Source organism: Arthrobacter sp. 2RAF6, assembly GCF_052115205.1.
GTDB lineage: Bacteria > Actinomycetota > Actinomycetes > Actinomycetales > Micrococcaceae > Arthrobacter.
Genome location: NZ_JBFRGF010000002.1, coordinates 212017 through 237787, shown reverse-complemented (window position 1 = coordinate 237787; position 25771 = coordinate 212017). Strand labels below are relative to the sequence as shown.

Genomic DNA, 25771 nt, shown 5'->3' with positions numbered 1-25771 from the left:
TCCGCAGCGCGTGGGCGCATGCTGCATTGGGGGGAACATGGAGGCTTTGCGTATCGTCGAGGATGAAGTCCGCGAGCTGATTCGTCGGCGTGGACTGGATCCTTTGAGTCAAGCAGTCGAAGTGCACCGGCTCGTCGAGGCCGCCGTGAATGACTACGATGAGCGGGCGCTTCTAGCCCCCTTGCCTCCTTTGGGACATTTGGACACTGCACGCAAGTACGTGTTCGACGCCGTTGCCGGTTTCGGGCCGCTCCAGCCCCTTCTGGATGACCCCGCCATCGAAGAAGTCTGGCTCAACGCGCCCAGCGAGGTTTACGTTGCCCGGAATGGCGAATCCGAACTTACCTCGATCAGCCTCACCGAGCAGCAGGTTCGCGACCTCGTTGAGCGGATGCTTAAGAGTTCCGGGCGCAGGCTGGACCTCTCGTCACCCTTCGTGGACGCAGCCCTGCCGGATGGCTCCCGGCTCCACGTAGTCATTCCCGACGTCACCCGCCGTCATTGGGCTGTCAATATTCGCAAATTCGTGGTCAAAGCGACCCGGCTCGAGCATCTAGTGGAGCTGGGGACGTTGACGCCCGAGTCGGCCCGATTCCTCGGAGCCGCGGTGGCAAGCGGACTGAACATTCTCGTCTCAGGAGCCACCCAGGCAGGAAAGACCACCATGCTCAATTGCCTGGCGGCCAACATCGGCTCCCGGGAGCGGGTCATCACCGTGGAAGAGATCTTCGAACTCCACTTCCCGCTGCGTGACGTTGTTGGCCTCCAGTGCCGCCAGCCGAACCTCGAGGGTCAGGGCGAGATTCCCTTACGCCGACTCGTCAAAGAGGCTCTTCGCATGCGGCCGGATCGTCTCGTGGTGGGCGAAGTCCGGGAAGCCGAAAGCCTGGACATGCTTATTGCATTGAATTCGGGGCTTCCCGGCATGTGCACCGTCCATGCGAATTCTGCCCATGACGCCGTGACTAAGGTTTGCACCCTGCCGCTGCTGGCCGGAGGCAATATTTCGAGTGCGTTCGTCGTTCCAACCGTGGCGTCCTGCATCGACCTTGTTGTCCATTGCAGCCGCCACGCGGACGGACGCCGGCAGGTCACAGAGATTCTTTCGCTGGGTCGACGCGTGGAGAACGGCATCATTGAGTCGTCCAAAGTATTCGCGATGCAGGACGGCAGACTCCAACCCACCTCGAATTCGATGCCGGCCGCGGAGAAATTCGCCCGGGCAGGTTTTGACGTCGCCGCGCTCCTGGAGCACTACTGATGGCGCCGCTGCTGGGCGTTCTCTGCGGCCTGGGTGTGTTTCTCATCTGGTGGTCTGCATGGGAACACCCGCTCGCGGTCAAGGAGCCAAAACCGAAACGCCTTGAGTCTTTGTTGCTTACGGCCGGGATCGAAAAGGTGAGCGGCGGGGGATTCATCGCGTCGTGCCTCGGATTGGGCCTTTTCACTACTCTGGTGATCTACATCGTGACGGCGTCCTTTTCGATCGCAGCGTGCTTCGGCCTGTTCGGTGCGTGGCTTCCCTTGGCCGTTGTCAGCTGGCGGGCGCGCAAGCGGACCGCCATGCTCCGGGAGCTCTGGCCCGATGTGGTCGACCATTTGCGCTCGGCAATCCGCGCGGGACTTTCGTTGCCCGAGGCGCTTGTCCAGCTCGGGGACAAGGGCCCTGAAGAGCTGCGATCCCTCTTCCGGGAGTTTGGTGCGGATTACCGTTCCGGCGGCCATTTCGATTCGGCGTTGAGCAAGTTAAAAGATCGCTTGGCCGATCCCGTTGCCGACCGGATCATTGAGGCGCTCAGACTGACCCGCGATGTGGGCGGATCCGATCTCGGTCGCCTTTTGGGAACTCTTGCCGAGTTCCTTCGTGAGAGCGCGAGGACCCGTAGTGAACTCGAGGCACGACAATCATGGACCATCAATGGGGCGCGCCTGGCCGTTGCCGCCCCCTGGATCGTCCTGATGCTGCTGGCCAGCAGGCCGGAAGCGGTTGCCGCGTACAACTCGGCGGCCGGAGTCAGCGTTCTTGGAGGCGGATTGCTGGTCTCGGGCTTCTGTTACTGGGTCATGCTGCGCATCGCCGCCCTTCCTGAAGATGAAAGGGTGCTTCGATGACTGCGTTGACTGCCCTGACTGTGTTCTGCGGACTTCTTTTGGGAGCCGGATTGTGGCTCATCTTTGTTCGCATGCCATTTATGCGGGCCACTCCCTTCGCGGAGCGCATCGAGCCGCAACTCAGGTCCCAGAACCTTGAATCGCGCCTGCTGTCCACAACCCCGGACATCGCACCGTTCGGCCCTTTGGAGCGCATTCTGCGGCCGGTGTTCCGGGACGCCCTCCGCTATCTGGCGAAGTTCAACCTCGGTACCACGTCCCTCAACAAGAGGCTGGCAAAGGCCGGCTCTGGAAAGTCCGCGCTGGATTTCCGCGCGGAGCAGTTGCTCTGGGCGGCGGCGGGTTTTGCCATGGCGGTGGTCGTCGTGGTCGCGGCTGCGACCGGGGGACGGTTCAGTCCGGGGCTTTCGGTTGCCTCGGTCTTGGTTTGTGCGCTTGGCGGGTTTGTTTTCCGCGACTACATGCTGGGAGTGCGGATCAAACGAAGGGAAAGGCGGATGCTGGCGGAATTCCCCAGCCTTGCCGAACTGATGGCCCTTGCGGTGGGCGCGGGGGAGAGTGCGAGCGGTGCCCTCGATCGGGTGTGTCGCACAGCCCGCGGCGAGTTGGCGAAGGAGTTTGCCCTGGTATTGGCCGCCACCCGGGCCGGCACGCCCTTGGTCGAAGCCCTGCACGAGTTTTCAGGACGAGCCGAGATCGGCCCGCTTGTTCGGTTCGTGGATGGAATCGTCGTTGCTGTCGAACGGGGTACTCCTTTGGCCGATGTTTTGCGGGCCCAAGCTGCGGATGTGCGAGATTCAGCCAAACGGGAGCTGATGGAAGCGGCGGGCCGCAAGGAAATCGCCATGATGGTGCCGCTGGTTTTCGGCGTCCTGCCCCTCACCGTGATCTTCGCCGTCTATCCGGGCCTGGCCGCGCTGGAACTTGGCTTCTGATGACGGTCTCCGTCAAGCCTTTACACATCCATAACATGGGCATCCGCCTGAATGCCAAAACAAAAAACTGCACGGATCACAACGGATTCCTGCACAACGAAATGGGGAAAAATGAAGAAGCTCGGACGCCGAAGCCTGCCCGCTTCAGGACTTTTTCTGTGGCAGTTGTGGACACTCCCGCCGTCCAGACCGTCGCTGAGAACGGCCCCGAGCGAAGGTTTGATCCCCGACGACGACCATCCAGACCGGGGCGATGTACCCGGTTGGGTCATGATCACGCTGATGTCCGCCGCCCTCGTCGCGGGCCTGCTGGCGCTGGCCGCCCCGGCTCTTGAGGGACTCTTCAACCAGGCCATGAGCAAGGTCGGAAAGTAAGTCCATGCCGTTCCGCAGCCGGGGAGCGGAAGATGGCGGTGGCGTCAGTGCCGGCGATGAACAAGGCTCCGCCATCGTGGATTTTGTCCTGGTCGGCGGTCTGTTGACGGTGTTCTTCCTCGCCGTCATTCAACTGGCCCTGGTGTTGCACGTACGCAACACCCTCATTGATGCGGCCTCGTCCGGAGCCCGTTACGGCACTCTCGCCGACCGGACACCGGCCGATGCACGTGAGCGCACGGCAGACCTGATCGGAACGGCGCTGAACGCGGACTTTGCCCGGGAAATCTCGACGTCCGAGACTAGCTTCCAAGGAATCCGCACCTTGGAAGTGACAGTCCGGGCACCCTTGCCCGTCATCGGGCTGATAGGACCCGGAGCGGCGCTGGAGGTGAGGGGGCATGCTGCGACTCCCGGCTGATCTTGGCCGTGCAGCGCTTTCCCGCTTCCGGGAGGCGGCCTGCCTGCCACTCGCCGAGGGCCGGGAATCCACCGGCCGTCGGTGTGCCTCTGAGCGGGGAAGCGCAGTGGTCGAGTTCATCCTTCTGTCCCTCCTGCTTATGGTTCCCGTGGTCTATTTCATCGTCACTATTGGACAGATCCAGGGCGGTTCCTTCGCCGTCGTGGGGGCAGCGGATCAAGCCGCCAAGGTCTATGTCATGCAGAAGGACAACTCCCAGGGGCGCCTCGCCGCTGAACAGGCTGCCCTTCTGACCCTTGCCGACTATGGCCATTCCGCGGAGCGGGCATTTGTCGACGTCGCGTGCGACCGCGGCGATTGCCTGTCGGCGGGTGCTGCGGTCACGGTGACAGTCAAGCTCACGGTGCCGTTGCCCATGCTGCCCTTTGGGGACACCCTGAATCTGGACGCCGCGAATCTGAGTGCGTCGGCCACGCAAATCGTCGGGCGGTTCAGGTGAGGGACCTTCCCGCGAGGAGGGACATGCAGAGGTCCCGGAAATCGGAGGGGGAAGACGGCCATTTGATGGTCTTGACCGTCGGTTATGTCGTGATCGCGTTGTTGCTGGCAACGGTCGTTGCTGCGGCGTCCGCCATCTACATCGAACATAAGAAGCTCCTCTCCGTGGCGGACGGAGCTTCGGTGGCAGCTGCGGACAGCTATACCCTTGGCCAAGTGGACAGTGGCGCCGAAACGCCCTCGGCCGTCCTCAACAGCGAGCGGGTGCGCGGCGTTACCGAGTCATACCTCAGCCAAAACAGCGCCCATTCACGGTTCGATCAACTTGCCGTCGCACCGGGCACTGGAAGTCCGGACAGCACCACGGCCGAAGTGGTGCTCAGCGCGGTTGCCCATCCGCCCGTGGTCAGCTTTCTGCTGCCCGACGGCGTTCCGATCGAGGCCCGTTCCACTGCGCGTTCCCGGCTGACCCGCTGAGTTCCGGGCGTCACACGTCCAGACCCCGTGCCAAGGCCGCCAACGGATGGCGTACTCTGGAACAACCATGGCTCAGATTGACTTTCCCGCAGAAATCCGCGCGCTTCGCTCCACCTACCGCTCCATCGAACAGGTTTCCGATGTCGAGAAGCTCAAGGAAGAGATCGCAGAACTGAGCGAGCGGGCTGGTGAACCGAACCTCTGGGACGATCCAGCTGCCGCGCAGGTGATTACCTCCAAGTTGTCCCACCGGCAGTCAGAACTTGAACGGTTGAACAGGCTGATGGGCCGCATCGACGATCTCGAGGTTCTTGTCGAGCTGGGCCAGGATGAGGACGACGACGCCTCCATGGTCGAAGCCGCCACGGAACTCGACTCCATCCGCAAGGCCCTCAAGGAACTTGAAGTGGTAACGCTGCTCTCGGGCGAGTATGACGAACGCGAGGCCGTCGTCACGATTCGTGCGGGCGCCGGTGGTGTTGACGCGGCGGACTTCGCCGAGATGCTCATGCGCATGTACCTGCGCTGGGCGGAACGCCATGGCTACCCGACTACCGTCATGGACACTTCGTACGCCGAAGAGGCCGGCCTCAAATCAGCCACTTTCGAGGTCAAAGCGCCGTATGCGTTCGGTACCCTCAGTGTCGAAGCCGGGACGCACCGACTTGTCCGCATCAGCCCCTTCGACAATCAGGGCCGCCGGCAAACGTCCTTTGCCGCCGTCGAAGTCATCCCGCTCATTGAGCAGACCGACTCGATCGACATTCCGGACAATGAGATCCGCGTCGATGTTTTCCGCTCTTCCGGCCCTGGCGGCCAGTCCGTCAACACGACGGACTCCGCAGTACGTTTGACCCATATCCCTTCAGGGATTGTCGTCTCCATGCAGAACGAGAAGTCCCAGCTGCAGAACCGCGCAGCCGCAATGCGCGTGCTCCAGTCGCGGCTCCTCCTCCTGAAAAAGGAGCAGGAAGATGCTGAGAAGAAGGCATTCGCAGGGGACGTGAAGGCATCATGGGGTGACCAGATGCGTTCGTACGTGCTCAATCCGTACCAGATGGTCAAGGACTTGCGGACTGAACACGAAGTGGGCAACACGTCAGCGGTGTTCGACGGCGACATCGACGACTTCATCGACGCCGGCATTCGCTGGCGCACAGGCAACCGTAACGCTGAGGGATAAGGGCCGCCGCGCTGATTGCCTGATTGGGCGACACACCGCTCCAAGCCTGCGATTCCATCGCGGAGCGTGCGTATAGTCGGAGAGCCGGCGCTCAACTTCCCCCAACGAAAGCCCGTGCGCTGGCGGTTGGACTGGCCGAACGTGGCATGTCCGGCGGGGTTCTGAAGAGTCATGATCCGATTTGAGAATGTCACCAAGGTCTACGACCCCAATGCCCGTCCGGCGCTGGATGCTGTCAACCTTGAGATTGACCGTGGAGAATTCACCTTCCTCGTCGGGGCCTCGGGCTCCGGCAAGTCGACGTTTCTACGACTCATTCTGAAGGAAGACCGGGCAACATCCGGTTCGGTCTACGTCGCAGGCCAGAACGTAGCCAACATTTCAAGCTGGCGGGTCCCCAAGCTTCGCCGCGGAATCGGCGTCGTTTTCCAGGATTTCCGCTTGTTGCCGCAGAAGAATGTCTTCGCCAACGTGGCCTTCGCCATGCAGGTGATCGGCAAGAGCCGGAGCATCATCCGGGAGACAGTTCCGGAAGTGCTGAAGACTGTTGGGCTTGAAGGCAAGGAACGTCGCATGCCCCATGAGCTGTCCGGTGGTGAGCAGCAGCGCGTGGCTATTGCCCGCGCCGTCGTCAATCGCCCCGGCATCCTGCTGGCGGACGAACCCACCGGAAACCTGGACCCCATCACCTCGATGGGCATCATGGGTGTGCTCGACAAAATCAACCAGAACGGCACCACTGTGGTCATGGCAACGCACGACGACGACATTGTGAACGAGATGCGCAAACGCGTGGTGGAGCTGCGGAACGGAGTGGTGGTCCGTGATGAGGCAAGGGCCCTCTACACCTCGATGATTCCGGTGGTGGGAGAGTCCCGGCGAATGAAGGACGCGAGCGATGCGGAAATCGACCGCGCACAGGGGGTCCAGCAGTGAGGCCCGCTTTTATTCTGGGCGAGATCGGTAGCGGCCTGCGCCGGAACCTGTCCATGGTGATTTCCGTCGTCCTGGTGACCTTTGTCTCCCTCACCTTTGTCGGCGCGGCCGGCATGCTGCAGATGCAGATCAACCAGATGAAGGGCTACTGGTACGACAAGGTCCAGGTCGCCATCTTCCTCTGCAACGATTCCTCGACGTCGACGGGATGTGCTTCGGGCGCGGTGACCAAAGAGCAGCAGGACAACCTGGCCAAAATGCTCGATTCGCCGACAGTCAAGCAGTACATCACCGATTACCAATTCGAATCGCAGGCGGATGCGTTCAAGCACTTCAAGGAACAGTTCTCCAACTCTCCGATTGTTGATTCGGTAACCCAGGACCAGCTTCCTTCGTCTTTCCGGATCAACATGAAGGACCCCCAGAAGTACCAGATCATCAGCGAGACATTCTCGTCCCAGGCCGGGGTGGAGACCGTGAGCGATCAACGCCAGGTCCTTGAACGGATCTTTGAGTGGATGAACGGCGCCTCCGTGGCGGCAATGGTGGTGGCGGGAGTCATGATCTTCTGCGCGGTCCTGCTCATCACCACGACCATCAGGTTGTCCGCGTTTAGCAGGCGGCGGGAGACAGGCATCATGCGCCTCGTTGGAGCGTCGAAGACCGTCATCCAACTGCCGTTCATCCTCGAAGGCGTCATCGCCGCCGTCGTGGGTGCAGTCCTGGCCTCCGGCACACTATGGCTGGTGGCACAATTCTGGCTTAATGGAGACTTGTCGAAGCAGTTCCTCAATACTCCGTTCATTTCCTCGGCCCAGGTACTCGTAATTGCTCCGGTCCTGATAGCGTTGGGCGGCGGTCTGGCCGGGATATCTTCACTCCTCACTCTCCGCCGATATCTTAAGGTCTAGCCATGAAGAGCACTGATCCCGGGCGAACAGGACAGCCGATGCAACGGAAGTACCAGGTTGCGCTACAGCTGCGCATGGTTAGCGTCCGTGCGAAGGTTGTCGGCTCCGTGCTGGCCGTTGCACTCGCGGCGAGCCTTGGCACCGCGCCCGTGGCACATGCTGACGACCTCGATGACCAGCAGGCCGCCCTGAACGCGGAATCGGCGCGCGTGCAGCAGTCGTTGGAATTCGTTGACGCCAACATTGCCAAGGCGGCCGGCGACCTTGTGGTCTACCAAGGACAGCTTCCCGGAGCACAACAGGCACTTCTCGAAGCCCAGGGCAAGGTTGCCACAGCGGTGAAGGAGGCGGATGCCTTGGCAGCCCGCGTGGACCTGGCGCAGCAGAGTAAAGCCCAGATCACCCAGCAACTGGAAGACGATAAGCAAAAGATCAGCGACAGCAAGAAGCTCATCGGCCAGATCGCGGCTCAGGCATATAAATCCGGCGGCGTTCCCACGAACGTTGCCTTGCTGTTCGGAGCGAACGACGGCGGCAACCTCACGGAAACCATGGACCTCGCCAACCAGGCGATGCGCAGCCAGAACGCTACGATGACGAAGTTGACGCAGCAGAGCGCCACGAACGTGAACTCGCAGGCCCGGCTCACCGCCGTCGAACAGGAAATCCGCGATCTCAAGGCGAAAGCGGACGCGGCACTTGAGCGTGAAAAGGCAGCTCGCGACGATGCCGCTGCCAAGAAGGCGCAAGTGGACAAGCTCATCTCGGACACCACCCGTCTCAACGCCCAGCTCCAAGCGGCCAAGCCCGGGATCCAAGCCCAGCTCCAACAAGTGAAGGCGAATCAGGATGCAGTCGCTGCGGAAATCTCGGAGCGTGACCGCAAACTGCGCGAAGCATGGTTGGCCGAACAGCAGCGACTGGCTGCAGCCGCTGCCGCAGCCGCCCAGGCGCAGAACCAGGCACCCCCGCAACCTTTTATCCCACCAGCGAGCAACCCGCGCTCCAACTTCGGCCTGATCCACCCGGTACCTGCGAACATCCCGATCACTTCAGGCTTCGGTTGGCGCGCGACGCCGCCGGGAACCATCGATTTCTACGGCCAGGGCGGATACATGCACACGGGCATCGACTTCGGTGCCCCCTGTGGAACGCCCGTATACGCAGCCGCTGCCGGCACGGTATTTTCAGCGGGCTGGGGCAACGATGGCGGTGGCAACCGTGTCAAGATATCGCACGGAGTCATCAATGGAGATTCCCTCACCACGGTTTACTACCACAACACCAGCGTGGTGGTTTCGTCCGGACAGCAGGTGAGCCAAGGCCAGCTCATCGCATATTCGGGTACCACGGGTAACTCCACCGGCTGCCACGTGCACTTTGAAACCTGGGTGAACGGGCAGGCTGTTGACCCGATGAACCTTCTGTAGCCCACCCGACAAGGTTCCGCTGGCGTAGACTAGTGTGATTCTTCGACAACCAAGGAGTTCTACCGTGCCCAAGGAAAGTGGCCGTAAGGTAGTGGCCACCAATCGCAAGGCTCGGCATGACTACCACATATTGGATACCTATGAGGCTGGCATTGCCCTCATGGGAACCGAAGTAAAGTCCCTGCGTGAAGGCCATGCATCTATGGTCGATGGCTTCTGTACGTTCTATAACGACGAGTTGTGGATGGAGGGCATCCATATCCCTGAGTACAACCAGGGGAGCTGGACCAACCATGCCGCTCGCCGCCGTCGGAAGCTGCTGCTTCACCGCGAGGAACTCAACAAAATCTCCGGCAAGATCCGCGAGACCGGGCTGACGGTAGTCCCGCTCCAGCTGTACTTCCTGGACGGACGCGCCAAGGTCGAGATTGCTTTGGCTCGAGGCAAGAAGGATTACGACAAGAGGCAGACGTTGCGCGAGCAGCAGGACAAGCGCGAATCGCTGCGTGAACTGCGCGAGCGCAACCGCCGCTGACTTGCGGGGAAAGCGCCGCCAAGTGGGTCGGCAGCCAAAGCGTGTCCCGGAATGTTCGGGTGCAGCGATGCGTTATGATGATTAACCCGGCAGGTTTTTTGGATGGTCGCTTTCGGGCGGTAGTCGTTCTGCGGGGATTGATAACAAAATACGGGGATGATCGGTTTCGACGATGTTAGTCGCGACAGGTGAAGCGGGCCGAGGATGCAGAATTATCTCGTAAACGCTGTCTGCAAACCAATAAGTGCCAATTCTAAGCGCACTGACTTCGCTCTTGCTGCCTAAGCAGTAAGACAGTCCGTCAGCCCGAGGTTGCTATTGCCCCGGATCCTGGCGTCATTTAGATAGCCACTGCTGCTTGTCTTCGTCATCGAGGCAAACGGGACTCTTAGATGACTGGGCCCGGATCAGCTACTTGTTCGCAGGATAGCTGGGGCCGAGAAAATCCGACGCGAACTGCGCCCGGAGAAGCCCTGACAACACGACATCGGACGGGGGTTCAATTCCCCCCATCTCCACTTTTGTGATGAGTCGAGACATCCTCCACGGATGCGTCGGGTCATCGGTTACACCCCGGTCTCTGACCGGGGTGTTTTCTTTGCCTGGGTTGGTGGTCCCGGGAAGGGTTCGACGTTCCATTCCTGGGCGGTCTCAGTGGTTCGGACTCCGAGTTGCCGGCTCGTCATCCGAGCTGTCGACGCCGTCCGGGGGGCTTCCGGGTTCCCTGTCGCGATGTTTGGCGGCGCGTTTGGGATCAGCCAGCCTCCGCCGCTGGTGTCCAAAGACCATTACAAGGGCTACCAGTGCTGCTCCGACAAGGACCATCACGACCCATATCCATTGTTGCCCGTCCACGTTCGCCCCAATCTCAGCCTGTCGGCTGGGTCCGGCACTATGCTGCGAAAGGCCCTCGCTCCTTCGGCCTAGGCTGGGAGGGCGGGCCCGGTAAGGAGTCAGTCTTTCTCCTGATAGTTTGCGTAGGCGATGCACCGACCCCGGTTTTTGGAATGCGGGTTGTCCATCCAGCAAGGCTCCTCGCAAGTTTTTGGCTACGGCCCCTCGCCGGTCTGAGCCCAGCCGTGGCGATCCGCCCATCTGTTTGGCATGGACGCTCTCCGACATGGTAGGACTGCCGGAGATGATTGTCTTGAGTAGTTATTGCTTGTTTTTCGGGGTTCCTGCGTGGCAACCGGGCCGGTTCGTCGAGTGTGCTTATTAACAAGTACCACGCACCCTGTCAGCGGATCCTTCAGGAAACGGTGCTCCGGCGCAGCTCGCTCTTGCGGATCTTTCCGCTGGCCGTTCGAGGCATGTCGTCCACAAACACCACAGTCTTGGGGATTTTGTAGCGGGCCAGTCGGCCGGCCAGGTGCCCCTTGAGTTCGTCCTCGGTCAAAAAGGCTCCCTCGCGCAGCACCACCACGGCGCGTGGTACCTCTCCCCACTTCTCGTCCGGCACGCCGATGACTGCCACGCTGTCCACGGCGTTGAGTTCACTGATCGCTTGTTCCACCTCGGCCGGGTAGATATTCTCGCCGCCCGAGATGATCATGTCCTTGAGCCGGTCCGAGACAAAGACGAATCCGTCGGCGTCCTTGTAGCCCATGTCTCCGGACTTGAACCAGTCGCCGTCTGCATATGATTCGGCCGTGGCATCGGGCCGGTTCCAGTATTCGTGGATGACGTTGGGACCCTTGATCTGGATTTCCCCCACCGTGCCCTGCTCGGCAAGGCCGCCTGCCACGTCCGCGATCCGGACGTCGCTGAAGAAGTGCGGGAGCCCGGAAGAGCCCGCCTTGTCGCGGGACCTGGCGGCGGGCAGCGTTGTGGCGCCCGGCGCCGTCTCGGTCATTCCGTAGCCGTTGGAGAAGTGCAGTCCGCGCGCCTCGTACGCTTCGAGGACGCGCATGGGAACTGCCGATCCGCCGCAGGTCAGCTTGTTGAGGGAGCCAAGGTCCGACGTCGGCCAGGCCGGATGCTCGCAGAGCATCTGGTAGGTGGTGGGCACCCCGCTAATAGTGGTGGCCCCGTGCCGCTCGATGAGCTCAAGGGTGCGTTGGGGATCGAACCTCGACTCCAGGACCACGGTCCCGCCCTTGAGCAGCGTAGGCAACACTCCCATGTCGAGCGAGGCGACGTGGAACATCGGCGAGATCATGAGCGCTACATCGCTGGACGAGAAATCAAAGTCGACAATCACGTTGATGCAGTTCCAGATGATGTTCCCGTGGGTCAGCAATGCACCCTTGGGGCGTCCCGTGGTTCCGGATGTGTAAAGGATCATGGCGCCGTCATCGAGTCCGACTTCCTCATCCAGATGCCGGGCCGCTCCCGAGGCGACGACGTCCTCATAGTCCTCCGCCGCCGTCGGGGTTTCGCTTCCGGAAGCGGCGCTACTGTCGCCCATGAGGGAATCGCCGACGACGACGCGCCGGCTCACGTGGGTGCCTTCCGCGCCGCTGGCCGCAAGGCCGTTGAGGCTCGCTGAGTGGATCAGTGCAACCGCACCGCAGTCCTCAAGCTGGAAATTGATCTCCGGGGGCGCCAACCGAGTGTTCAGGGGCACGAAGATCGCGCCGAGCTGCCCACAAGCAAAAAGCGTTTCCAGGAAAGCGGGATGGTTTTCCCCGAGATAGGCCACCCTGTCGCCCTTGGCCACGCCACCGGATTTGAGGGCGTTGGCGAGCCTGTCCGATCGTTCCGCAAATTCTTCATAGCTGAGTCGGCGGTCTCCGGAGATCAGCGCAACCTTGCTTCCGGACTTCGGGCGGCGGCGCTGCAGCCACGAACCGATGCCAAAATTCTCCATGACGGTCCTTTCTGATTCCCAAGCTAGACCCTTCCCGGCCTCAAGGCCGGACGGTCTGCAAATCGTTGTTCTTCGGTTCCCGGGTCAACAGGATGAAGATGATGGAGACAACGGACATCACAGCCAGGTAGAAGACCACCGATCCCGTGTTCTGGCCCGAATCCTTGAAGATCTGGGCCACGATCCCCGGCGTGAAGCCCGCGCCGAGGAGCGTCGCGAGCTGGTAGCCGAGCGAGGCTCCCGTATAGCGGGAAGTGGTGCCGAACTGCTCGGACACGAAGGCGGCCAGTGGCCCGAAGAGGGTTGAGTGGATCATCAGGCCGATGGTGAAGGCGACGAAGACCAGGAGGATGTTGTTCGAGGACAACAGCTGGAACATCGGGACCAGATAGGCGATGAAGAGTACGAGCCCGCCGATCATCACGGGCCTCCGGCCCAGTTTGTCGGAGAGCCTGCCGCCAAGGACCACGAAGGCGATGGAGATGAAGGAAGCGGCGGCGAAGGCGTACAGCACGCCCTGGCGGTCGGCGCCCTTGGAGACCGCGAAGGTGACCGCGAACGTTGCCAGCACCACCTGGAGGGCGAAACCGGCGGCCCCGGCGAGCATGGTGAAAATCAAGGTCTTGGGCCGGCGCAGTACCTGGAGGAGCGGCATGACGGGCTTCGCGGCGGCACGGTTGTCAGCGTTCCGGGCCACCCTTTCCTGTTCTGCCATCCTCTCCTGTTCAATGGCAGCTTTGAAGATGGGGCTCTCCGAAACCTTGAGCCGGACGAACATGCCCACTGCGAGCAAGACAAACGAGAACAGGAAGGGAACGCGCCAGCCCCAGGCAAGGAACTGGGAGTTCGGCAGGGCCGAGAAGGCGCCCATGATGAGGGTGCCCAGCACGGCGCCCGACGGCGCTCCCGCATTGACGAACGAGGCAGCAAAGCCGCGCTTCCCCGATTCCGAATGCTCCAACGCCATCAAGGCGGCCCCGCCCCACTCGCCGCCCACGGCGATGCCCTGGAAGACGCGGAGCACCACAAGCATCACGGCGCCCCACGGACCGGCCACGGAGGCTCCCGGGACCAGGCCGATCAGCGCGGAAGCCAAGCCCATGACCAGCATGGAGACGATGAGCATTCCCTTGCGTCCCAGCTTGTCGCCGAAGTGCCCGAAGATGACTCCACCCAGCGGGCGCGCTACATATCCTGCGGCGAAAGTTCCGTAGGCGGCCACGACGCCCACCCAGTCGTCCATGCCTGAGAAGAAGACCTTGGGAAAGACCACGGCCGCGGCTGTGGCATAGAGCAGGAAGTCGTAGTACTCGATGGTGCTGCCCAGGTAGCTGGAAGCAATGACGGTGCGTGCCTCCTTGCGCCTGGTGGCCACGTCCAAGGATTGAAGCTGCGATATTTGGGACATCGTTGTTCCTTACGGCAGAGGGTGGGGATGCCTGCGGAAGCGGGCTATTTGTAGAAACGGGCGAGGAATTCGGCCACGACTGCGGGGCGTTCCTGGCCTTCGATTTCGATGGTGTTGGTGACCTTGATCTGGGCGCCCCCCTTGACCTCGGTGACTTCGGCGATGGTGGCTTGCATGCGGATCCGCGCGCCCACCTTGACCGGGGACGTGAAACGGACCTTGTCCAGGCCGTAGTTCACCTTGGTGGTGACACCGTCGACGTCGAACAGCTCGCCCCAGAACGGGATGATGAGCGAGAGCGTGAGGAAGCCGTGGGCGATCGGGGTGCCGAACGGGCCGTCCTTGGCGCGTTCCGGATCGACATGGATCCACTGGTCATCCCCGGTGGCGTCAGCGAACTTGTTGACCTGTTCCTGGGTGATTTCGCGGTATTCGGTGACGCCGAGATCGGTTCCGGCGAGGGTGAGCAGTTTGTCGAAGTCGACGACGAGATGGGCCATTGTTGCCTCCTGTGGTTGTTTTTTGGGGTTAGCGCGCGAAGGCGCTCTCGCCTGTGAGGGCACGCCCGACGATCAGGGCGTTGATTTCGTGTGTTCCTTCGTAGGAGTAGACGGCTTCGGCGTCGGCGTGGAACCGGGCAACATCACTCTCGAGCGTGATTCCGTTGCCGCCTGCCAGCTCCCGGGCCAGGGCGACTGTTTCCCGCATCGCCAGGCAGCTTTGCATTTTCGCCAAGGCGGAGTCCTGGTCGCGGTAGACCCCGCGGGCCTGCTGTTCGGTCAGCCTGACCACGAGGGACAAGCTTGCCGTGAGGTTGCCCAACATGCGGGCCAGCTTCTCCTGGACCAGCTGGAAGGAACCCAGCGGGCGGCCGAACTGTTGGCGCTCGCGAACGTAGCGAAGGGCTGCTTCGAAGGCGCCGGCCTGGATGCCGGTGGCAATCCAGGCGACATCAGAGCGCATGGCGCGGAGCATCGTCGCCACGTCCTTGAAGGAGTTCACGTTGTGCAGGCGCATGGATTCGGGGACCCGGACACCGTCGAGCGTGATGTGGGCGTTCTGCATCATCCGCAGCGAGGACTTCCGGTGGATCTTCTCCAAGGTCACCCCGGCTGCCTGGCGGTCTACGAGGAACGCCTTGACCTGTCCGTCGGCGACGTCCCGGGCGAACACCGCGAGGACATCCGCGGTCGAAGCGCCCCCGATCCAGCGCTTGGCACCATCGAGCACCCAGGCACTGCCGTCGTGGCGCGCGGTGGTGGAGAGCCCGCCGGCAATGTCCGATCCGGATTCCGGTTCGGTCAGGGAGAAGACACCTTTTAGCGAGAAGTCGATGACTTTCGGCATCCACTCGGCTTGTTGTTCCGCCGAGGCGCCCACCCGGATGGCGGTGCGGAAGAGGCCGGCCTGGGCGGTGTACCACGTGGCCAGCGAAGCATCCGTGCGGGCGAGTTCGAAGATCCTGAAGCCTTGGTAGATGCCGCGGGCAGGAGCGTGAACCGTCAGATCCGCCGGTTCCATGAGGTCCAGCTCGATGAGCGGCCGGGCCAGCTGGTGAGGGAATTCGCCGCGCTCCCAGTAGTCGGCCAACAGCGGCTTCGCTTCGCGGTCCAGGAAGTTGCGCAAGCGGCCAAGGACGCGGCGTTCGTCCTCGGTGAGGAGGGACTCGGCGTCGTAATAGTCGCAGACGCTGTAGAGGCGCTCCGCCGCCCTTGACTCCGCGCGGGTCTCCAGGCTCATGTCAGCCATCCAATCCGAGCAGGCGGACGGCGTTGTCCTTGAGGATCTTGGGCCGGACTTCGTCCTTGAGCGGGAGCTCAGCGAAGGCGGCCAGCCACTTCTGCGGCGTGATGAGCGGGAAGTCCGTGCCGAACAAGACCTTGTCCTGCAGCACCGAGTTGGACATGCGTACCAGCGACTCGGGGAAATATTTCGGGGACCAGCCGGAGAGGTCGATGAACACATTGGATTTGTGCGTGGCGATCGAATTCGCTTCGTCCTGCCAGGGCACCGAGGGGTGGGCCATGATGATCTGCAGCCCAGGGAAGTCCGCCGCGACGGCGTCGAGCAGGAGCGGGTTGGAGTAGGCCAGCTTGATGCCGTAGCCGCCGGGGAGACCGGCGCCCATGCCGTTCTGGCCGGTGTGGAAGATGGCCGGGAGGCCCAGTTCCTGCAGTGTTTCCCAGAGCGGGTAGAACTGTTCGCCGGAGGGATCGAAGCCCTGCAGGCTGGGGTGAAACTTGAAGCCGCGGGCGCCCAAGTCTATCGCCTGGTGCTTGGCGCCCTGGATGGCCTCGGCGCCGGTGCGGGGGTCCACGCTGCCGAAGGGGATCAGCACGTCATTGTTCCTTGCGGCTCCCGCGATCAGCTCGGGGATGCTGTTGGGCTCGTGCTTGAGCTGGGTGCGGGCGTCCACGGTGAAGACGACGGCGGCCATGTTCAGTTCGCGGTAGACCTCGGCGATGCGGTCCAGCGAGGGTGTGCGGTCCTCGGCCTTGAAGTACTTGGCGGAGGCTTCCGTCAGGGCCGGTGGCAGGGATTCGTGGCCGTGGCCGTCCACTTCGAGATGGACGTGCATGTCGATCGCGTCAAGTTTCGCGGCGTCGATGCCGAGTTCGTAGCGCTGGAGTGCGGGCATGTCAGCGGACCTGTGCGGGGGCGGCTTCGGGCTGCAGTTCCGCCGGGAGGGGCAGGAATTCCTCGCCGACGCTCTGCAGCTTGTCTCCGAACAGCTGGTCGAAGTTCTCCACGAGGTCCTGGTATCCCCAACCGCCCTCGTGGTATTCGGTGGCGGCGGTTTCGGGGTGGGTCCAGAGCTGGAGGCGGTCACCGCCGGCGCCGATGGCCTGGCCGGTAATGCCGGCCGCTTCGTCGGAGGCGAGGAACGCGATGAGTCCGGAGACGTCGTCGGCCGTTCCAAAGCCGAGTTCGTGGCGGAAGAAGTGCGGCATGGCCTCGCCGCGTTCGTCTGCCTCCACAGCTTTGCGGAAGTACGGGATGGTCTTGGTCATTGCCGTCGCGGCCACGGGGATGACGGCGTTGGCAGTGACGCCCGCCTTCTTCATTTCCAGCGCCCAGGTCCGGACCATGCCCACGATTCCGGCCTTCGCAGCGGCGTAGTTGCTCTGGCCGAAGTTGCCGCGCTGCCCGGTCGGGGAGCCGATGGCGATGATGCGGCCGCCGATCCCGTTTTCCTTGAAGTAGCCGAATGCTTCGCGGGCGCACGTGAAGGTGCCGCGGAGATGGACGTTGATGACCAGGTCGAAGTCCTCGTCCGTCATCTTCAGCAGACTCTTGTCCCGCAGGATGCCGGCATTGGTGACCAGGATATCCAGGCGGCCAAATCCTGCGACAGCCGCTTCCACCAGCTGCTTCGCTGCTTCTGTGCTGCCTACGGGAGCGACGACGGCGACTGCCCGGCCGCCGTCGGCCTCGATGGTCCGGACCGCTTCGCCGGCCACCTCGGCGTCGACGTCGTTGATGACCACCGCCGCGCCCTGACGGGCGAGTTCCCGGGCGTAAGCAAGCCCCAGGCCCCGACCGCTTCCGGTGACAATCGCTACTTTTCCTGACAGGCTCATCGCTGCTCCTTTGCTCGATCCCCGTGCATCCAGGCCTTCGGCGTGGGATGCTGTTCTGTATCCATGAGAATACGTATAGTTGAAAATGTCAACGATTGATTTTGAAGATTATTGGAGTTTGTTATGACGATCGAGGCGCAGGACGAGCAGCAGGCCGCCACGAAGGACCGGCTGGTAGCCGCTCCGATCAGCCAGGACGTGGGTTTCCTGCTGGCCAAGCTCCATGCAGGCGGCTCGGTCGTGAACAACCGGGCTCTTGCTGAGTTCGACCTCAAGGAGAGGTCCTATTCGGTGTTGCTCCTGGCCAACAGCGGCCTGGAGCCTACCCAGCGGGAGCTGGCGGACTTCCTGAGCCTTGACCCCAGCCAGATCGTCGCCTTGGTGGACGAACTTGAAAAGCGGAAACTGGTGGCCAGGGCGCCTGGCAAACAGGACCGCCGGGCCAAGACCGTGACGGCGACGTCGAAGGGGAGCCAATTGCTCGCCGAAGCAGCCATTGCAGCCCGCCGTGCGGAATCCGAAGTGCTGGCGGCGCTGGACGACCGGGAGGCCGCCCAGCTTAAGGTGCTGCTGCGAAAGGCGTTGTGGGGTTAGTTTCCCATTCATCAGTGGCGTGACAGAGTTCACCCACGGCGTAGGACGGAACGGACTAACCGAAGCAGCGTATTCGTTGATATAGACACCACCGGTTACAGGAGGTGCACGATGAGTACGTTGCCGGAACAAGTTTTTCCCGAGGACATCCCTGACGCCCCGTCAGATGACGAAGCCTTGGACGCCTACTCGCGGACAGTGATGCGCGTCGCAGAGACAGTCACGCCGCATGTTGCAGCATTGGAGATGAGCAGCGCCCGCAGAAACGGCCAGCTCAGGATCGGAAGTGGATCGGCCGTCGTGTTCACTGGGGATGGCTACTTGCTGACCAATGCCCACGTGGTTTCGGGCCTCAGTTCCGGGCGGGCAATCTTTGCGGACGGAACCCATACCGACGTCGAACTCGTCGGCGCGGACCCCCTGTCCGACCTCGCCATTGTCCGCGGGCACCACACGCCGCCGCCGGCCACCTTGGGCAACGCGGAATCCCTGCACGTAGGACAATTGGTGATCGCTGTGGGTAATCCGCTGGGACTGGCAGGATCAGTGACCGCTGGCGTCGTCAGCGGCCTCGGACGTTCCATTCCGGTCAGGTCCGGCCGGCACAGCCGGGTCATCGAGGACGTCATCCAGACCGACGCCGCGTTGAACCCGGGCAATTCCGGGGGAGCCCTGGCCGACACCAAGGGACGGATCGTGGGAATCAACACCGCCGTGGCTGGCTTGGGCCTCGGACTCGCAGTGCCCATCAACACCACCACCCAACGGATCATCGCCGCGCTGCTGAAGGACGGCCGGGTCCGCCGGGCATACCTTGGCTTGGTGAGCACCCCTATTCCGCTGGACACGAGTGCGGTGATCCGGACCGGCCAGAAGGAAGCGCTCCGGGTGGTGGAAGTCATCGCCGGATCTCCGGCGGAGCGTGCAGGACTGCTCGCGGGCGACCTGGTCCTCAGTGCGCAATCGCGGGCCGTATCCAGTGCCGAGAGCCTTCAAAAACTCTTGTTTTCGCAGGCCATAGGGGAGCCGTTCCTCCTCACGGTCCTGCGGGACGGCAAGATCCACGCGATTGTGGCCGTGCCCAGCGAAATGACCGACGCGGATTCGTGAGGAGCCGGGGTCACGAGGGAACCAGTCCGCTAAAAAGACCAGTCCGCTAAAAAGCCGGGGCCAAGATGGCTCCGGCTTTTTGCTACTTCTTCCTCATCCTCAAATGGGCCACCGGATCCACGGCGGCATCGGATTCGTGCTTGGCACGCTTCACTGCCCGTTTCTCCTTGATGGACTTGATACTCTTCTTCGTCTCGTGCTGGTGCGGCGCTTTGTCAGGCATGTCATGCTCCCTAACTCCGGATCTTCCCTGAAGATCCTGCAAAGAGGGTCCTGAAAGGCCCTCTCTCTGTAAGCTACGCCTGTTTCAGGCGAAAGCAACCGGCTGCGAAACGCTCAAGTGATTAGGCCTCGGAAGCCGGAACGTCCACTATGCCCACGAACCGCGAGCCGATTCCTTCGTACTCGCTGCGGACCTCTCCGGGCAGGATTCCGGGAACCTCGCTGTTCCGGTGGTGGCCACAGAAAACGTAGGTGAACTCCGGCCACCATTTCTTGGGACGGGCAGCCTCGGTGTAACCGCAGACAACGCAGCTCAGGTGCACCCAAACAGGACGTTTGCCGGTGCGGTTGGCGCGGGATTGGACGAGCCACTGCGGTGGATTGTCTTGCAGCTCGCTCAGCTCGGCTTTTGAAAGCCTGGGGGGAATGCCGTGGCGTTGGGCCATTTCCATCGAAATATCAAGGGCCAGTGCGGCGTCACGTCTGCTAATCACCATTCAACGATACGGGACTTTCGCCGTGGCAGGACCGGGCAGGAATCCGGACGGGAGCGGACAAGCAGGCGTAGGCTGTGCTCATGACCGACGCAGCGGCCCTGCTGCCAAGCACTCCGCTCCAAAAGCGGGTCCTTGTTGTGGCTATTGTGGCTTCCTTCATCGCCATTTTGGATGGCTTCGTGGTGAACCTCGCGCTCCCGGCGATTGGCCGCGAACTCGGTGGTGGCCTTGTCATCCAGCAATGGGTCGTGGATGCCTATCTTTTGACCCTGGGCGCGCTGATCCTGGTCGCCGGATCCCTCTCCGACCACTTCGGCCGCGCTCGCATCCTGGAATGGGGACTCGCCGGCTTCACCATCACCTCCGTCACGTGCGGTCTCGCCTGGAACGGGGAGGTGCTCGTGGTATCGCGGGCCCTGCAGGGGATCGCCGGGGCGCTGCTTGTCCCGAGTTCGCTCGCCATGATCGTCACGTTCTTCTCCGGGCCGGCCCAGTCCAAGGCAATCGGCCAATGGTCCGGCTGGACCAGCGCGGCCGCCATCGTCGCCCCGCTGATCGGCGGTGTGTCGGTCGATCTACTGTCCTGGCGCGTCATCTTTTTTATCAATGTGGTTCCGGCCGTTGCCGTCTGGCCGATCCTCGCCGGGTTGCGGAGGTCCGATGCCGCGACGGACACGAGCAAGAAGATCGACTACCTCGGCGCATTCCTGGCCATGGTGGGACTCGGTGGACCGGTCTACGCCTTCATCGAACAAGGGCGCATGGGCTGGGGCAACATGGTGGTCTGGATGCCGCTCGCCGTCGGAGCCGTTGGCTTGGTCCTCTTCCTGATCCACGAAGCGAGGACGCCCGAGCCAATGTTGCCCCTGCGGCTCTTCGGCATCCGTAATTTCGGATGGGGAAACATCGCCACACTGGCCATTTACGGCGCCCTGTCCCTCGGCTTCTTCGCCGTAGGCATCTACTTGCAGCAAGTGGGAGGGATGAAAGCCACAACTGCGGGCATCGCGTTGCTCCCCGCGACGGTCCTGCTGATGCTCACGGCCTCATTCTTCGGTGGACTGGCGGGCAAGTATGGTCCACGATGGTTCATGACGGCCGGGCCGTTCATCTGTGGAATCGGTTTTCTCATGACCTTGGCCGTCCAAGAGCCCCTGAACTACTGGACCGAAGTGCTGCCAGGGCAGATCGTTTTCGGGATCGGCCTCAGCACCTTGGTGGCGCCCCTCACCGCGGCGATCCTCGGCGCAGTACCCACCGAAGAGGCCGGGATCGGCTCCGCAGTGAACAACGCAGTGGCCCGCATTGCCGGCTTGATCTGCATAGCATTTGCCGGGCTCATCATCGGCCCGGTCTTCAGCCGCCAAGGTCTCATGAATGCCTTGGTGGTCACCGCCGTACTGTTCTTCCTCGGGGCGGCGGCATCCGCCGTCGGGATCCGGAACCCGGTGCTGGGCGCTGCAGTGGTGGACTCTCCGGAAGGTCCAGCACCCGACGACGGCGGGACGGCCGCCCAGCGCGCCTGAACTGTGCTTTCCAAGACACCGCTTTCCAAGACACAGCTTTCCAGAACACAGCTTTCCAAGACACAGCTTTCCAGAACACAGCTTCGTCAGCGTTCCGCGAGGACGCAGCCTTCGTGGACGGTGTCCGTGGCTACCCACAACGCCGAGGCGACCTCATCGGCGAGATCGTAGTCGCGGCTGCGCGGACCTTTTCCGATCCGGACCACGAGCGCACCTCCGAATGGTTTGCGGCCAATCACCTGGACGCTGGCATCAAGGTCGATTTCCTCGGCGGACAGGTAGCGCAGCAGCTCCGGGTTTTCGTCGCTGATCCGGGTGATCTTCCCGGAATGGCCGTCGTCGAGCTCGATCATACGGTGCGCATGCGGCAGGCTGACCGAACCGTCCGCAGCGGGGATGGGGTCACCATGGGGATCGCGTCCGGGGTTGCCCAGCTTGGCGGCCATGCGATCGATGAACGTCTCCGAGACGGCGTGCTCGAGCATCTCGGCCTCGTCGTGGACTTCATCCCAGCTGTAGCCCAACTCCCTCACGAGGTACGTCTCGATCAGGCGGTGCCGGCGGACCATGCCCAAGGCAAGCTGCATTCCCTGGGGGGTCAAGGTAATGGCGCTGTAGGGCTGGTGGTCCACGAGGCCTTGGTCCTTGAGCTTTCGGACCATCTCCGAGACGGAGGAATTGGCGACGCCGAGCCGCTGCGCGAGCTGCGAGGACGTGATGGGTTTGTCCTGCCACTCCGTAAAGGAGTAGATGACCTTGACGTAGTCCTCGATCGAGGAGGAGGGCGCACTGGTCTTCACGGTTCCAAGCCTATCGTGAACCGGTCGAATCAGACTTTCCGCGCCCGCCAGCTCTGCGTGAGATAGGGCAACGGGATGATCTCGCCCTCGATATGCCCCAGATGTTCGAAGAGGTACCACTGAAGATTGCCCATGACCTTGGCCCGGACGGCGTCATTCGCCCTCAGATAGTAGCTGCGCGACTTCACGAGTTCGAGGATGTCGGCCGGAGTCACGGGATCCGCCCAGCGCGTCAGGTGACTTTCGAGACCGGCGAACTCCGGGCCCACCACAGGCCGGAAGTCCGGTTTGTGGACATCGCCGGCATGCATGATGCGGGACAGGCGATGGACCCAGGGCACTGAAGTGTCCAATTGGTTCCAGATCAAGCCGATGACGCCCTGGGGTCTAAGGATCCGGGCGATCTCGATGCTGGCGGCGAGGGGATCGCACCAGTGCCAGGCTTGGGCAACGCTGACGACGTCGAATGCTGAGTCCGCCAGCCCAGTTGCCTCGGCCGTGCCCTCCAATGCGGTCACTTGTGGGTATGTTTTGCGCAGCTGGGTGAGCATGTCCGTGGAAGGGTCCACTGCGGACACCGTGAGCCCTCGCTCGACGAGGAGCGAGGTGAACTTTCCGGTGCCGGCGCCGATGTCTGCCGCGTCCCGTGCGCCTTCAGGCAGCAGCCAGTCAGCCGAATCCGCAGGGTAGCCGGGCCGGACGCGGTCATAGTGTTCTCCGCCGTCCTGGAAACTCCGGCCGAGTTCAAGGCGCCGCTCCTCATAGAGTTTCGGGCCGGCTGACGTGCCTTTGGGGGGTCGCGGGGCCACGCAGGAACTCCTTCGTAGGGCAGGAAAATACCCTACGAATCTACCGCAATCAGTCGATGCTGCAGGGAGCGGCACCCGCGGTCCCGGGAGTGTTGGGAGCCCACTCCGGGTAAGTTCGGTGGTCGTTCGCCGGTACCCACCGGCCGGCATCCACCACATAGTCCCAGCCAAGGCCATTGCTCTTGAGCGCCTGGATGCCCGCGATGAGCCGGGTGGCGTCTTCCAAGCGCGAGCCCACGCCGAAACTGGCGCGGAGGGATCCGGAGGGAAGGCCGAGGCGCTTGAGCAGCGGGTGGGCGCAAAAGCGTCCGTCGCGCAGGCCAATGCCGTGCTCGGCCGCAAGGTAGGCCGCGACGAGTCCGGCATCGTAGCCCTGGAGCGAGAAGTTCACGACGCCGATGGTGTCCTGGGGATCGGTGTCGCTGAAGATCTGGTGCACGGTTACGCCGTCGATTTCCTTGAGGCCCTCGACCAGATGCGAGCGGATCGCGGCCTCGTGGGCGTGCCATTCATCGTGGTCGAGGCTGGCGATGACCTGCGTGGCCCGGGCGAGGGTGGCAGCGCCGAGTACGTTCGGCGAGCCGCCTTCGTGCCTGGCCGGGCCCGTGGCCCAGCTGACGGAATCGAGGCGAGCCTCGCGGACGGCGCCGCCTCCGGCGAGGTGCGGTGTTCCGGCGTCGAGCCAGTCGGGGCGGCCCACCAGGACACCCGCGCCGAACGGCGCATAAAGCTTGTGCCCCGAGAAAACCAAGTAGTCAACATCCGCGGCGGCGATGTCGATGCGGCGGTGTGGAGCGAGCTGGGCAGCGTCCACCACAATCCGCGCACCGAATTCGTGGGCCAACGCAGCGAGGTCCTTGATGGGCAGGATCTCGCCGGTCACGTTCGACGCGCCGGTGACTGCCAGGAGGCTGATGCCACCATGGGAGAGTGCCGTGCGGACGTTGGCCACCGTCTCGGACAACGTTCCCGCGGCAACAATGCTGCGGTGGGGGACGCCTTGCCAGGGGAGCAGATTGGCGTGGTGCTCGATGTCCAGGTAAAGGACCTCGCCAGTATGCCTGCCGTCCTCAACCGGCAAGCAGCCGGCCAGAAGATTGAGGGAATCGGTGGTGTTGCGGGTGAAAATGACGGAATCGTCCGGCCGCCCGCCAACAAAGTCACGGACGATGTTGCGGGCGTTTTCGTAGACCGAGGTGCTGATCTGGGAGGCATAGCCTGCGCCGCGGTGGACGCTCGCGTAGTACGGCAGGATCTCGTTGAGGTACGCGGAAACCACGGTAAGGGCGGGTGCGGACGCGCCGTAGTCAAGGTTGGCGTAGCGTATGTGGCCGCCCTGGATCAGGGGTGCTTGCAACTCCGCGCCCGTGACAGCGGCCAGTGGGCGTGATGCCCGAGGCGGGGATTCAGCGCGCTGCTGTGCAGATTCGTTGTTCACCGAAAGAGCCGGGGAAGTAAATATGGCTGTGCTCATGGGACCTCACTCAAGAGGGACCCCTGCGTGCAGGGGGTCCGCGCTTGCCGCATCCGTTCCGGACCGGCCGGGTCGTCACCCGGGGCACCCCGCCGCGATGGAGGGTTGCCGGCCAGCAAACCGGGGTTTCGCGCTGGCACTCGTGACCTGTAAAGAGCGTAGGACACCGGCAAGGCTGGTTCCAATGTGACCCGGATTGTTAAGCGGATTGTTACACGGCCGGAAAAATGTGCCTTCCGCCGAAGAAAAAGCAGCGGACGCTCCCAAAAGGGGGCGTCCGCCGTCGTTTATTCAGTGAAGACGATGGATTAAAGGAGGTCGTCGAGCTCGGGGTTGAGCCTCTTGAGGACCTCGGAGTGCAGGATCGAGTTGGTGGCGACGGCGTTTCCGCCGAAGGGACCATCCGCGCCGTCCAAGGACGTGAAGCGTCCCCCGGCCTCGGTCACGATCGGCACCAAGGCCGCCATGTCGTAGACCTGGAGTTCCGGCTCGGCGGCGATATCCACGGCGCCCTCGGCCACCAGGCAGTAGGACCAGAAATCACCGTACGCGCGGCTGCGCCAGACATCGTTCTCAAGGCCCAGGAAGTTGTCCAGCGAACCATGCTGCTTCCACTCGGACAGCTCGGAGTAGGAAAGCGACGCATCTTCAAGCCGCGACACGTTGGAAACCTTCAGCCGGGTGGCTGCGGCCAGCGATCGGCCCATGTAAGCGCCCGAGCCCTTGGCCGCCCACCAACGCTTGCCGAGTGCCGGAGCGCTCACGAGCCCGACTACTACCTCGCCCTCGTCCACGAGGGCGATCAGCGTAGCCCAGACGGGTACGCCACGCACGAAGTTCTTGGTCCCGTCGATGGGATCGATGATCCAACGCCTCGAGCCGTGGCCCGTGCTGCCGAATTCTTCGCCAAGGACTGCGTCGCGGGGGCGGGAACGGGAGAGCTGCCCGCGGATTGCTTCCTCGGCGGCTTTGTCGGCATCGGTGACGGGGCTCAGGTCGGGTTTGGTCTCAACCTGGAGGTCCAGTGCCTTGAACCGCTCCATTGTCAGGGAATCGACGGAGTCGGCCAGGACGTGTGCCAGCCGCAGGTCGTCGTTGTAGCTCGAATCGGGTTGGGTCATGGTTCCA

General features: G+C 62.7%; 27 protein-coding genes, 1 other RNA gene and 1 riboswitch. Of the genes, 16 read left to right on the top strand and 12 right to left on the bottom strand.

The window, feature by feature from the left end; genetic code table 11:
- The first annotated feature begins 37 nt into the window (after positions 1-37).
- The 13 genes from AB4Z38_RS02615 to ssrA all read left to right on the top strand — a co-directional run bounded on the left by AB4Z38_RS02615 (position 38) and on the right by ssrA (position 10334).
- On the top strand, positions 38-1261 hold the full coding sequence (locus AB4Z38_RS02615; protein WP_441428250.1) for a CpaF family protein: 1224 nt from the start codon (positions 38-40) through the stop codon (positions 1259-1261).
- Positions 1261-2112, top strand: coding sequence for a type II secretion system F family protein (locus AB4Z38_RS02610; RefSeq protein ID WP_441428249.1), 852 nt, complete (start codon positions 1261-1263; stop codon positions 2110-2112). The genes AB4Z38_RS02615 and AB4Z38_RS02610 overlap by 1 nt, the downstream gene beginning before the upstream one ends.
- Positions 2109-3047, top strand: a complete 939-nt coding sequence (locus AB4Z38_RS02605; protein ID WP_441428248.1) for a type II secretion system F family protein — start codon at positions 2109-2111, stop codon at positions 3045-3047. Before AB4Z38_RS02610 ends, AB4Z38_RS02605 begins: the two co-directional genes overlap by 4 nt.
- Before the next feature lie 111 nt (positions 3048-3158).
- Positions 3159-3422 carry a hypothetical protein gene (locus AB4Z38_RS02600; protein ID WP_441428247.1) on the top strand — a complete coding sequence of 88 codons (264 nt, stop codon included), beginning with the start codon at positions 3159-3161 and terminating at the stop codon, positions 3420-3422.
- 4 nt (positions 3423-3426) lie between these two features.
- Positions 3427-3843, top strand: coding sequence for a TadE family protein (locus tag AB4Z38_RS02595; RefSeq protein ID WP_441428246.1), 417 nt, complete (start codon positions 3427-3429; stop codon positions 3841-3843).
- Positions 3824-4342: a hypothetical protein gene (locus AB4Z38_RS02590; protein WP_441428245.1), complete on the top strand. Its 519-nt coding sequence runs from the start codon at positions 3824-3826 to the stop codon at positions 4340-4342. The genes AB4Z38_RS02595 and AB4Z38_RS02590 overlap by 20 nt, the downstream gene beginning before the upstream one ends.
- A 23-nt stretch (positions 4343-4365) precedes the next feature.
- Positions 4366-4818, top strand: a complete 453-nt coding sequence (locus AB4Z38_RS02585; protein ID WP_441428244.1) for a pilus assembly protein TadG-related protein — start codon at positions 4366-4368, stop codon at positions 4816-4818.
- Positions 4819-4885: 67 nt separating this feature from the next.
- Positions 4886-6001: a peptide chain release factor 2 gene (gene prfB / locus AB4Z38_RS02580; protein WP_441428243.1), complete on the top strand. Its 1116-nt coding sequence runs from the start codon at positions 4886-4888 to the stop codon at positions 5999-6001.
- A 171-nt stretch (positions 6002-6172) separates the two neighbouring features.
- Positions 6173-6937, top strand: coding sequence for a cell division ATP-binding protein FtsE (ftsE, locus tag AB4Z38_RS02575; RefSeq protein WP_059387583.1), 765 nt, complete (start codon positions 6173-6175; stop codon positions 6935-6937).
- The gene (ftsX, locus tag AB4Z38_RS02570) at positions 6934-7848 is read left to right on the top strand and encodes a permease-like cell division protein FtsX (RefSeq protein WP_441428242.1); all 915 of its coding nucleotides are present in this window, start codon (positions 6934-6936) and stop codon (positions 7846-7848) included. The genes ftsE and ftsX overlap by 4 nt, the downstream gene beginning before the upstream one ends.
- Before the next feature lie 74 nt (positions 7849-7922).
- Entirely contained in the window at positions 7923-9278 is a 1356-nt protein-coding gene (locus AB4Z38_RS02565) for a peptidoglycan DD-metalloendopeptidase family protein (RefSeq protein WP_441428267.1), read from the top strand.
- A 64-nt stretch (positions 9279-9342) separates the two neighbouring features.
- Positions 9343-9813 (top strand): SsrA-binding protein SmpB, encoded by a 471-nt coding sequence (smpB, locus tag AB4Z38_RS02560; RefSeq protein ID WP_028264808.1) that lies wholly within the window; start codon positions 9343-9345, stop codon positions 9811-9813.
- 152 nt (positions 9814-9965) lie between these two features.
- Positions 9966-10334, top strand: a transfer-messenger RNA (tmRNA) gene (ssrA, locus tag AB4Z38_RS02555).
- Positions 10335-11062: 728 nt separating this feature from the next.
- Here the strand turns inward: ssrA and AB4Z38_RS02550 are convergent.
- Genes AB4Z38_RS02550 through AB4Z38_RS02525 form a run of 6 tightly spaced genes read right to left on the bottom strand, consistent with a single transcriptional unit; the run spans position 11063 to position 17611 of the window.
- A complete protein-coding gene (locus AB4Z38_RS02550) occupies positions 11063-12622 on the bottom strand; it encodes an acyl-CoA synthetase (RefSeq protein ID WP_441428241.1) in 1560 nt (519 codons plus the stop codon).
- A 40-nt stretch (positions 12623-12662) separates the two neighbouring features.
- Complete coding sequence (locus AB4Z38_RS02545; protein ID WP_441428240.1) at positions 12663-14030, bottom strand: MFS transporter; 1368 nt, start codon at positions 14028-14030, stop codon at positions 12663-12665.
- 44 nt (positions 14031-14074) lie between these two features.
- Complete coding sequence (locus tag AB4Z38_RS02540) at positions 14075-14530, bottom strand: MaoC family dehydratase (RefSeq protein ID WP_441428239.1); 456 nt, start codon at positions 14528-14530, stop codon at positions 14075-14077.
- Positions 14531-14558: 28 nt separating this feature from the next.
- The gene (locus tag AB4Z38_RS02535; protein ID WP_441428238.1) at positions 14559-15779 is read right to left on the bottom strand and encodes an acyl-CoA dehydrogenase family protein; all 1221 of its coding nucleotides are present in this window, start codon (positions 15777-15779) and stop codon (positions 14559-14561) included.
- A complete protein-coding gene (locus AB4Z38_RS02530) occupies positions 15772-16668 on the bottom strand; it encodes an amidohydrolase family protein (protein ID WP_441428237.1) in 897 nt (298 codons plus the stop codon). The genes AB4Z38_RS02535 and AB4Z38_RS02530 overlap by 8 nt, the downstream gene beginning before the upstream one ends.
- A 1-nt stretch (position 16669) precedes the next feature.
- Positions 16670-17611 carry an SDR family NAD(P)-dependent oxidoreductase gene (locus tag AB4Z38_RS02525; protein ID WP_441428236.1) on the bottom strand — a complete coding sequence of 314 codons (942 nt, stop codon included), beginning with the start codon at positions 17609-17611 and terminating at the stop codon, positions 16670-16672.
- 123 nt (positions 17612-17734) lie between these two features.
- Here AB4Z38_RS02525 and AB4Z38_RS02520 point away from each other — a divergent pair, with 123 nt between their 5' ends.
- Positions 17735-18205: a MarR family winged helix-turn-helix transcriptional regulator gene (locus AB4Z38_RS02520; protein ID WP_441428235.1), complete on the top strand. Its 471-nt coding sequence runs from the start codon at positions 17735-17737 to the stop codon at positions 18203-18205.
- A 111-nt stretch (positions 18206-18316) separates the two neighbouring features.
- Complete coding sequence (locus AB4Z38_RS02515; protein ID WP_441428234.1) at positions 18317-19315, top strand: S1C family serine protease; 999 nt, start codon at positions 18317-18319, stop codon at positions 19313-19315.
- Positions 19316-19397: 82 nt separating this feature from the next.
- Here the strand turns inward: AB4Z38_RS02515 and AB4Z38_RS02510 are convergent, their stop codons facing one another.
- Together AB4Z38_RS02510 and AB4Z38_RS02505 are read right to left on the bottom strand one after the other, a co-directional pair.
- On the bottom strand, positions 19398-19538 hold the full coding sequence (locus AB4Z38_RS02510) for a hypothetical protein (protein ID WP_172465476.1): 141 nt from the start codon (positions 19536-19538) through the stop codon (positions 19398-19400).
- Between the two features lie 121 nt (positions 19539-19659).
- On the bottom strand, positions 19660-20034 hold the full coding sequence (locus tag AB4Z38_RS02505) for a hypothetical protein (protein WP_441428233.1): 375 nt from the start codon (positions 20032-20034) through the stop codon (positions 19660-19662).
- Between the two features lie 74 nt (positions 20035-20108).
- Here AB4Z38_RS02505 and AB4Z38_RS02500 point away from each other — a divergent pair, with 74 nt between their 5' ends.
- Complete coding sequence (locus AB4Z38_RS02500; protein WP_441428232.1) at positions 20109-21560, top strand: MFS transporter; 1452 nt, start codon at positions 20109-20111, stop codon at positions 21558-21560.
- A gap of 86 nt (positions 21561-21646) precedes the next feature.
- On the opposite strand, the gene AB4Z38_RS02495 is transcribed toward AB4Z38_RS02500, so the two are convergent.
- The 4 genes from AB4Z38_RS02495 to hisN form a co-directional block, all read right to left on the bottom strand.
- The gene (locus tag AB4Z38_RS02495) at positions 21647-22360 is read right to left on the bottom strand and encodes a metal-dependent transcriptional regulator (RefSeq protein ID WP_441428231.1); all 714 of its coding nucleotides are present in this window, start codon (positions 22358-22360) and stop codon (positions 21647-21649) included.
- 29 nt (positions 22361-22389) lie between these two features.
- Positions 22390-23169: a class I SAM-dependent methyltransferase gene (locus AB4Z38_RS02490; RefSeq protein ID WP_441428230.1), complete on the bottom strand. Its 780-nt coding sequence runs from the start codon at positions 23167-23169 to the stop codon at positions 22390-22392.
- 49 nt (positions 23170-23218) lie between these two features.
- Positions 23219-24643 carry an aminotransferase class V-fold PLP-dependent enzyme gene (locus AB4Z38_RS02485; RefSeq protein ID WP_441428229.1) on the bottom strand — a complete coding sequence of 475 codons (1425 nt, stop codon included), beginning with the start codon at positions 24641-24643 and terminating at the stop codon, positions 23219-23221.
- Between the two features lie 35 nt (positions 24644-24678).
- A riboswitch (SAM riboswitch) is annotated at positions 24679-24791 on the bottom strand.
- Between the two features lie 160 nt (positions 24792-24951).
- Entirely contained in the window at positions 24952-25764 is an 813-nt protein-coding gene (gene hisN, locus AB4Z38_RS02480; protein ID WP_265977183.1) for a histidinol-phosphatase, read from the bottom strand.
- Between the last annotated feature and the right edge of the window lie 7 nt (positions 25765-25771).

Coding starts and splice junctions, on each gene's coding strand:
- AB4Z38_RS02615 (WP_441428250.1), top strand. CDS start 38: ATGGAGGCTTTGCGTATCGTCGAGGATGAAGTCCGCGAGCTGATTCGT.
- AB4Z38_RS02610 (WP_441428249.1), top strand. CDS start 1,261: ATGGCGCCGCTGCTGGGCGTTCTCTGCGGCCTGGGTGTGTTTCTCATC.
- AB4Z38_RS02605 (WP_441428248.1), top strand. CDS start 2,109: ATGACTGCGTTGACTGCCCTGACTGTGTTCTGCGGACTTCTTTTGGGA.
- AB4Z38_RS02600 (WP_441428247.1), top strand. CDS start 3,159: ATGAAGAAGCTCGGACGCCGAAGCCTGCCCGCTTCAGGACTTTTTCTG.
- AB4Z38_RS02595 (WP_441428246.1), top strand. CDS start 3,427: ATGCCGTTCCGCAGCCGGGGAGCGGAAGATGGCGGTGGCGTCAGTGCC.
- AB4Z38_RS02590 (WP_441428245.1), top strand. CDS start 3,824: ATGCTGCGACTCCCGGCTGATCTTGGCCGTGCAGCGCTTTCCCGCTTC.
- AB4Z38_RS02585 (WP_441428244.1), top strand. CDS start 4,366: ATGCAGAGGTCCCGGAAATCGGAGGGGGAAGACGGCCATTTGATGGTC.
- prfB (WP_441428243.1), top strand. CDS start 4,886: ATGGCTCAGATTGACTTTCCCGCAGAAATCCGCGCGCTTCGCTCCACC.
- ftsE (WP_059387583.1), top strand. CDS start 6,173: ATGATCCGATTTGAGAATGTCACCAAGGTCTACGACCCCAATGCCCGT.
- AB4Z38_RS02565 (WP_441428267.1), top strand. CDS start 7,923: ATGGTTAGCGTCCGTGCGAAGGTTGTCGGCTCCGTGCTGGCCGTTGCA.
- AB4Z38_RS02550 (WP_441428241.1), bottom strand. CDS start 12,622: ATGGAGAATTTTGGCATCGGTTCGTGGCTGCAGCGCCGCCGCCCGAAG.
- AB4Z38_RS02545 (WP_441428240.1), bottom strand. CDS start 14,030: ATGTCCCAAATATCGCAGCTTCAATCCTTGGACGTGGCCACCAGGCGC.
- AB4Z38_RS02540 (WP_441428239.1), bottom strand. CDS start 14,530: ATGGCCCATCTCGTCGTCGACTTCGACAAACTGCTCACCCTCGCCGGA.
- AB4Z38_RS02535 (WP_441428238.1), bottom strand. CDS start 15,779: ATGGCTGACATGAGCCTGGAGACCCGCGCGGAGTCAAGGGCGGCGGAG.
- AB4Z38_RS02530 (WP_441428237.1), bottom strand. CDS start 16,668: ATGCCCGCACTCCAGCGCTACGAACTCGGCATCGACGCCGCGAAACTT.
- AB4Z38_RS02525 (WP_441428236.1), bottom strand. CDS start 17,611: ATGAGCCTGTCAGGAAAAGTAGCGATTGTCACCGGAAGCGGTCGGGGC.
- AB4Z38_RS02520 (WP_441428235.1), top strand. CDS start 17,735: ATGACGATCGAGGCGCAGGACGAGCAGCAGGCCGCCACGAAGGACCGG.
- AB4Z38_RS02515 (WP_441428234.1), top strand. CDS start 18,317: ATGAGTACGTTGCCGGAACAAGTTTTTCCCGAGGACATCCCTGACGCC.
- AB4Z38_RS02510 (WP_172465476.1), bottom strand. CDS start 19,538: ATGCCTGACAAAGCGCCGCACCAGCACGAGACGAAGAAGAGTATCAAG.
- AB4Z38_RS02505 (WP_441428233.1), bottom strand. CDS start 20,034: ATGGTGATTAGCAGACGTGACGCCGCACTGGCCCTTGATATTTCGATG.
- AB4Z38_RS02485 (WP_441428229.1), bottom strand. CDS start 24,643: ATGAGCACAGCCATATTTACTTCCCCGGCTCTTTCGGTGAACAACGAA.
- hisN (WP_265977183.1), bottom strand. CDS start 25,764: ATGACCCAACCCGATTCGAGCTACAACGACGACCTGCGGCTGGCACAC.